This window comes from Acinetobacter sp. Colony158, from assembly GCF_019264745.1.
In the GTDB taxonomy this organism is placed as follows: domain Bacteria; phylum Pseudomonadota; class Gammaproteobacteria; order Pseudomonadales; family Moraxellaceae; genus Acinetobacter; species Acinetobacter ursingii.
This window is the reverse complement of sequence record NZ_CP078523.1, coordinates 1453615-1461377: the sequence shown is the minus strand read 5'-3', so window position 1 is coordinate 1461377 and position 7763 is coordinate 1453615. Positions and strand designations below refer to the sequence as shown.

Here is a 7763-nt window from a genome sequence, read left to right as displayed (position 1 = left end):
GTGGTGGGTCTGACAAGACTTGAACTTGTGACCCCACGCTTATCAAGCGTGTGCTCTAACCAACTGAGCTACAGACCCTGAGAAAGTTTTAAAGCACCGCTTTAAAAGTTTCGCAAGACAAACAGCTTCGCTGTGCGTAGTGTTTGATTCTCGCTCTTTTTTAAAAGCTTCTCTCTAAATCTTTTTCATTCAGATACCAGAAGAACAACTTGTTGTGGATTCTTACCAATCAATCAATCTTTTCGTTAAGGAGGTGATCCAGCCGCAGGTTCCCCTACGGCTACCTTGTTACGACTTCACCCCAGTCATCGGCCACACCGTGGTGAACGTCCTCTTTGCAGTTAGACTATCCACTTCTGGTGCAACAAACTCCCATGGTGTGACGGGCGGTGTGTACAAGGCCCGGGAACGTATTCACCGCGGCATTCTGATCCGCGATTACTAGCGATTCCGACTTCATGGAGTCGAGTTGCAGACTCCAATCCGGACTACGATCGGCTTTTTGAGATTAGCATCCTATCGCTAGGTAGCAACCCTTTGTACCGACCATTGTAGCACGTGTGTAGCCCTGGTCGTAAGGGCCATGATGACTTGACGTCGTCCCCGCCTTCCTCCAGTTTGTCACTGGCAGTATCCTTAAAGTTCCCACCCAAAGTGCTGGCAAATAAGGAAAAGGGTTGCGCTCGTTGCGGGACTTAACCCAACATCTCACGACACGAGCTGACGACAGCCATGCAGCACCTGTATGTAAGCTCCCGAAGGCACCAATCCATCTCTGGAAAGTTCTTACTATGTCAAGACCAGGTAAGGTTCTTCGCGTTGCATCGAATTAAACCACATGCTCCACCGCTTGTGCGGGCCCCCGTCAATTCATTTGAGTTTTAGTCTTGCGACCGTACTCCCCAGGCGGTCTACTTATCGCGTTAGCTGCGCCACTAATCCCTCAAAGAGACCAACGGCTAGTAGACATCGTTTACGGCATGGACTACCAGGGTATCTAATCCTGTTTGCTCCCCATGCTTTCGTACCTCAGCGTCAGTGTTAGGCCAGATGGCTGCCTTCGCCATCGGTATTCCTCCAGATCTCTACGCATTTCACCGCTACACCTGGAATTCTACCATCCTCTCCCACACTCTAGCTAACCAGTATCGAATGCAATTCCCAAGTTAAGCTCGGGGATTTCACATCCGACTCAATTAGCCGCCTACGCACGCTTTACGCCCAGTAAATCCGATTAACGCTCGCACCCTCTGTATTACCGCGGCTGCTGGCACAGAGTTAGCCGGTGCTTATTCTGCGAGTAACGTCCAGTACCTGGTAGTATTAATACCAGTACCCTCCTCCTCGCTTAAAGTGCTTTACAACCATAAGGCCTTCTTCACACACGCGGCATGGCTGGATCAGGGTTCCCCCCATTGTCCAATATTCCCCACTGCTGCCTCCCGTAGGAGTCTGGGCCGTGTCTCAGTCCCAGTGTGGCGGATCATCCTCTCAGACCCGCTACAGATCGTCGCCTTGGTAGGCCTTTACCCCACCAACTAGCTAATCCGACTTAGGCTCATCTATTAGCGCAAGGTCNNNNGATCCCCTGCTTTCTCCCGTAGGACGTATGCGGTATTAGCATCCCTTTCGAAATGTTGTCCCCCACTAATAGCCAGATTCCTAAGTATTACTCACCCGTCCGCCGCTAAGATCAGTAGCAAGCTACCTCTCTCCGCTCGACTTGCATGTGTTAAGCCTGCCGCCAGCGTTCAATCTGAGCCATGATCAAACTCTTCAGTTAAAATCATTTTGCGTCTTAGTTAAGACAAGACGCCAATTCTGGCTCATCAATTACTGACAAATTCTCTCAAATAAACTTCGAGTAATTTAAACCAATTAATYAATGATAATATTTCRATCAATCAATTAGTAAAAATCCACACAAGTTGTTCTTCTATATTCTTAATGATCTTCTTCATGCTTCGTCAGCATCAAGCTAGGTCGGCTATATTACTCTCAATCTCTTAAAAGTCAACAGGCAATTTAGATATTTCTAAAACTCATTCTACTCAACCAAAATATCAATCAAATCCTTCAAGACCCAACCAACACCCTGTTTTTCAACAAGTTTTTATCCGCATCACCGCCGATGAGTGCGCATTCTACAGCATTATCAGTTCTTCGCAAGCCTTATTCTGGTTTTTAATTTTCAAGTGCTTATCTTTTAAACCAAATTACATATAAGCCAATGATTTTAATTGTTTAATTTATTTTAGTTTTTTAAGTAAGCTAAAATCATTTTCGATAGTTCATTCTTAAGTTGCTGTTCTTCAATCAAAAAATCATTATTACTGACGTAGCGCATCATAGTAAATAAAGTGCTATTAATAATCACAAAGGATTTATGTTTTAGGGTTTCAAAGTCCCACTCTCGATAAAAACGATTAAATACATACAAACCAACTTCAAAAAAATGCTGTTCTAAAACCTGAGCGGCTTTTGAATGGTTATAGCCATGCCAATGTTTAAGCACTTCAATAAAAAACCCCTGATCGGCTTTCATCATATCAAAACCAAATTGAACACTCAGTGGAATAATCTCTTCAATCGTGAGCTGTTCTTGCGTCACCACAAGTTGTTTAAGCGCCAGCCCTAATGTTTCACTTTTGCGCAACAGTAATTCCTGAACGATTTGTTCTTTATTTTCAAAATATTGATAAATTGATCCGACACTAATTCCTGAACGCTCTGCAATTTTAGGTGTCGTGAGTTGCAACAGACCATGTTCAGCAATACATAATTGGGCTGCATGTAAAACAGTATCAACCAAATAAATGGCGCGTTGTTGTTGTGGCTGCTTTCTCATGGGATGTTCTTTTCAAGATGCGAATTGAATACGAATAATTATTCGTATTAGAGTTTGATTAAACAATAATCAGGCACCAACTTCAAATGCAAAATACAACCCCCTCAAGATTGTCTTCTTTTGAACGCATGTCCGAGCAGAGCTGGTTGAGTCGTGTTTTATCACGCATCAATAAACGTCCGATTCAACCCAGCTTTGAGGAATACACCGCACTGGGTCAGGCCTTGCAGTCGGGCGATCATGAGATGGATCAGCTCATACTCTGGATAATGAAAAATCCACGTTTACATCGTCAGCTCTTTGAAACAGCCTTGTTTCAGGGCATTGAGCAACTGCCAGAGTCGATCCAAGAACTTGAGCATTTCTTCGCACATGTCACCCAAGCGCCTGTTTGGCTGGAACAAGATAAGATCGATGCTGCATTAGCTTTTACACATAAGCTAGGTATTAATAATGGTTTTATTCTTCGGGACTTATCGCTTATGGCGGGATATTTATATCCTGGATTTAATCAACCTTTGATGCTAACGGGTGCCTTAAAAAAACAGGCAGGAACACGTTTAGCTGAAACGACCAAGTGGTGGGTTGATATTACTGAACCTAATAGTTTACAACGTTTTAATGCAGGTTTTACCTCAACCATTTATGTACGGTTTATTCATGCATTAGTCCGTCATCAGTTAGGTAAATCAGAACGTTGGGATGCCAGTACTTGGGGCTTACCGATTAATCAGTTTGATCTGGCCATGACCAATATTGCTTTTAGTGGCGTGGTATTACTCGGAATTCGTGCGCTGGGAATTTTACCCAATCAACAAGAAGTCGAAAATTTTCTGCATTTTTGGAAATATATTGGTTGGCTGATGGGCGTCGATGAAAAATGGCTGGTGGATCAGGAAAGTCAGGGTTGGCGATTGTTGTATTGGATGCAGTTTGCCCATCCTCAATCTGATGATTCCAGTTTTGCACTTGGACAGAGTTTATCGAAAGAGCCTTTTGAACGGCGTTATCGTTATCTTCGCCCCTTACAACAAAAAATAGCTTATCGACAGCATCTGCAAGTGACTCAGTTTTTTATTGGTCGAAAGCGTATGCAAAAGTTAGGCTTAGAACATGGTTCAGCGGCTTGGTTTGCTTATTATCTGATGATTCGCAATTTGGTGTTATACACAGGGGCTAAATTTGTGCCCAAACTGGATCAAACTTTGCGAGCAAAAGGACGAAATATTCAAAAACTGGGACTCGCTTTATATCAAAGTGAATCGGAACAATTGGCCAGTATGCATCAATAAGACAAGAGGGAGTTTAAACTCCCTCTTGTCTTTTAACGAACGCTTTTAATGTGAAGATGATGGGTCATGTTGATGATCCATCGGCATATCTTTCATATCCATCGGCATAGCATCATTTTTTTCAGACTCAGACTGCATCTGATGCTGCATTTGCATCTGCTTTTGTTTGTGCATTGGCATATAGTCAGGCTCATTATTCATTGCCAAATAAAATACCCACATAAACAAAAAGGCTAAAATAATCGCGATGATCAGGAGTTTCCAACCCCAAATCGATTTTTCGGGTGACAGTTTTTCACGCATGGACATTCTCCATAAAATTGAAACGATGTTTATATCCAGAAAATCAGAATTTCATACTGACACGCGCCCAGTAGTTACGACCAATGTTATTAAACTGTTCATTGGCAGCATAACCGAACAAGGCAGCACCCGATTTATTCAAGTGTTCGCTATAAGCTTTATCGAATAGGTTATCAATCCCGACTGAGAAGTCGAGTGCTTCACTGTACTTGTATGTTGCATTCATGGCTAGCGTCGAAAAGGCTTTGCTTTTCCCCATATCATAGCCCACGATGTTACCGTCGTTTAGGCTAATCCGATTCTGTTCAGCTACTGCACGCCATAACAGACCTAAGCTGTATTTTTCCTGTACATAACGTAGATTCAAACGCCCTTCCAACGGTGCAATTTGGGGCAAAGGTTTATTGTCCGTGGTATTTTCACCCCATGCATACATTGCAGAAAGATCAGCCTGAAGATGCTCATTAAATTGATAACCCACACCTGCTTCTGCACCTGCAATCGTCGCATCAACATTATTTGCCAATGGATACATTTGGCTTGCGTTTGGCGCATTATACCTGACCAGAATAAAATCATTGATCAACCCCGCATACGCTGAAGCCCATGTGTTCCAAGCACCATGTTGCTGCTCAAACCCGATATCCAATTGAGCAGTTTTCTCGGTCTTTAAGTTATTTAAATTATTAACCATTAAATAAGAAGACTGACCCATCATATTGGTTGAACCGTTTCCATGATCCGTCGCGGTGCTATACAGCTCCCAATAATCTGGACTACGTTCAACATAACCTATTCCGGCATAGGTTTTAAAACCATGCTCAGGCAAGGTGCTTTCGATACGAATAAAACCACTTGGATTGGTATCGGTTCGTTCCTGATCATTTTCAGCACTGTCCGCTTTGACATGGTCAAAACGTGCACCAGCAACCAGTTTATTGTTTGGATTTAAACGATAGGTCCATTCGCTAAACGCACCATAAGATTCAAAGCGTAAATCTCCATCTAACGGTGGAATTGGATTTGCATCGCGCATGTACATATTGCCCGCATGCTTATTTTCCTGACGATCAACACCAGAAATCACACTAAAATTATCCCACTCTGTAGTGATCGCTGCTCGTGTATTAAGTGTACGGCGCGTAACTTCCATGGCCATAGGCATCATGGGTGGGGTACGCATTTTATAATTATCCATGATGTGATCGTTGTAGCTATAATCCACTTGAGCTTCAACTTTTTTAATCACATCGGTTAGGTTTTTTTGTTCTGCGTGTAATCCTAAACTTTCACGCTGAAACTGTGTTCCGTCCATCGTACGTCCAGCATATGCCGCTTCGCCATCGCCTTTTCCACCTTTCAGTTCAATCCATGAATCTTGTGTCGGTTTCCAACCTAGAGCTAAATCGGCATTCCAACGTTCCCAATTAGAATGAACTTTGTCACCATTGCCATCGTGATAATCATTGGCTACTGAACGATTGGCGTTAATACGCGCATATTTAGTTTCATCGCCAATCGCCGCTTCCACATTATGATCGAGTCGCCCATAAGATCCCATCAAGACACTGGCCTGTCCACGATAAGGTTGATTGGCCGTTAAATTTTCTGGTTCCCGATCAAAAATCACGGTTGCCGCAGAACCTGTATTGGCATATTGAACCGTTTGTGGCCCTTTGATCACAGTAATTCGATCATAACTTTCTGGATTAATATAGGAAGTGGGCGCATCCATACGCGCTGGACAAGCACCCAGATTTTCTGTGCCATCGGTCAAAATTTTGATGCGCGAACCAAACATGCCGCGAAAGGTGACATCACCATTAGTTCCACCATTTTTAATCGCATTAAAGCCCATAATGCTTTGTAAATAATCGGCACCATCGGTTGCAGGTACAGGCTGGATCGGCTGTTTAGGATCCGCTTGAACAATCAAACCATTTGATAGGCGATTATCCTGAGCCGTCACCACGATGGGTACCATTTTCTTGGTTTGAATATCATCTTCTGCAAACACGCCACTTGAGCTTAGGGCGATCAAAACCGCAGCCGAAAGCGGCTGTAATAAAAATTGAGTTTGAGTCATGTCTGTTTATCTCAAAACATAAATACGGAGTGGCCTAAACTGCGCAAAAACAGCTTAAGCAGATGTAAGCTTTAAAACCTAGAAAGCTAAAGGTATCTAGTTATGCGAAAACAGGCGGGGCTCGGCCCTGAGGTAGTAAAAAAAGTCGCTGAAGCGCGAAGTAAATATGCCGAAACGTTTGTTGATATGCCAATAAGCGAATCTGAATCCGGACTAAAACTTCTTTAACTTCGAGTTCAGGAGGTAACACTAGATTGCCATAGACCGTACAATACTGACATTGATGATTCAGATCATGATGGTCATGACCCTGTACAGGCTTGGATGGTGCAGACATATCATGATGCATATGCTGCATCGCTGAAAGCGAGGAATGATCAGAAGAAGATGATGCAGTTAACCTTAACGCTTGGGTAATAGTTTCACAGACCGGAGCAATTTGATATTGCTTCGGTAATAGCGGTTGTAAAAATACCGCGACCTGTAAAAATACTGCGGTAAAACCCAGCAGCAACCCTGTGCGTAACAGCAAAACGTTCATCTCAACATTTTTTCGTCGGCAAGTATAACAAAGCCCAATCAAAATTGGGCTTTTAGTACAACAGCTTTTGCCAAAATTAGCGTTTTACTGCCACTTTTTCACGTTGACGCACCACTTTTTCAACTTTTTCACGCGCTCGTTGACGTTTTAGTGGCGATAAATAATCCACAAATAACTTGCCATTTAAGTGATCCATTTCATGTTGGATACAAACAGCGAGAAGTTCGTCAGCCTCCAACTCAAATGCTTGACCATCAAGGTTAATTGCCTCTATTTTGACACGTGACGGACGCTCAACTTTATCGTATATTTGAGGCACTGAGAGACAGCCTTCTTCGTACGGCTGAGTTTCTTCGGTGAGTGGGGTAACTTTGGGGTTAATAAATACCATGGGTTGGTCTTTATTTTCAGACAAATCCATGACAATCAGTTGAATATGACGATCTACTTGTGTCGCAGCCAAACCAATACCTGGTGCTTCATACATAGTTTCAAACATATCAGCTGCAAGTTGACGAATTTCATCGGTCACTTCTTCAACTGGCTTAGCAATGGTGCGCAGGCGGGGATCTGGGAAACTTAAAATAGGTAATAAGGCCATATGGTTATCCTCACTTATGCCATTGATCGAAAAACCAATGAAGAAAAAGCTTCATCAAAAAAATGTGTGTATTGTGCTGATTATAACGCAAC

Annotated in this window: 6 protein-coding genes, 1 tRNA gene and 1 rRNA gene; 1 reads left to right on the top strand and 7 read right to left on the bottom strand. The window is 43.0% G+C overall.

Annotated features, from left to right (window positions below; all coding sequences use genetic code 11):
- Position 1: 1 nt before the first annotated feature.
- The 3 genes from JR005_RS05920 to JR005_RS05910 form a co-directional block, all read right to left on the bottom strand.
- Positions 2-78, bottom strand: a tRNA-Ile gene (locus JR005_RS05920).
- A gap of 168 nt (positions 79-246) precedes the next feature.
- Positions 247-1783 (bottom strand): 16S ribosomal RNA (locus JR005_RS05915).
- Positions 1784-2254: 471 nt separating this feature from the next.
- A complete protein-coding gene (locus JR005_RS05910; RefSeq protein WP_004995411.1) occupies positions 2255-2848 on the bottom strand; it encodes a TetR/AcrR family transcriptional regulator in 594 nt (197 codons plus the stop codon).
- Between the two features lie 86 nt (positions 2849-2934).
- Here JR005_RS05910 and JR005_RS05905 point away from each other — a divergent pair, with 86 nt between their 5' ends.
- Positions 2935-4140, top strand: coding sequence for an oxygenase MpaB family protein (locus JR005_RS05905; protein ID WP_004995412.1), 1206 nt, complete (start codon positions 2935-2937; stop codon positions 4138-4140).
- Between the two features lie 45 nt (positions 4141-4185).
- Here the strand turns inward: JR005_RS05905 and JR005_RS05900 are convergent, their stop codons facing one another.
- The 4 genes from JR005_RS05900 to def form a co-directional block, all read right to left on the bottom strand.
- Positions 4186-4443: a hypothetical protein gene (locus tag JR005_RS05900; protein WP_004985566.1), complete on the bottom strand. Its 258-nt coding sequence runs from the start codon at positions 4441-4443 to the stop codon at positions 4186-4188.
- Between the two features lie 43 nt (positions 4444-4486).
- The gene (locus JR005_RS05895) at positions 4487-6529 is read right to left on the bottom strand and encodes a TonB-dependent copper receptor (protein WP_004995413.1); all 2043 of its coding nucleotides are present in this window, start codon (positions 6527-6529) and stop codon (positions 4487-4489) included.
- 100 nt (positions 6530-6629) lie between these two features.
- Positions 6630-7061, bottom strand: a complete 432-nt coding sequence (locus JR005_RS05890) for a DUF2946 family protein (protein ID WP_370685012.1) — start codon at positions 7059-7061, stop codon at positions 6630-6632.
- A gap of 85 nt (positions 7062-7146) precedes the next feature.
- On the bottom strand, positions 7147-7671 hold the full coding sequence (def, locus tag JR005_RS05885; protein WP_004985572.1) for a peptide deformylase: 525 nt from the start codon (positions 7669-7671) through the stop codon (positions 7147-7149).
- Positions 7672-7763 lie beyond the last annotated feature (92 nt).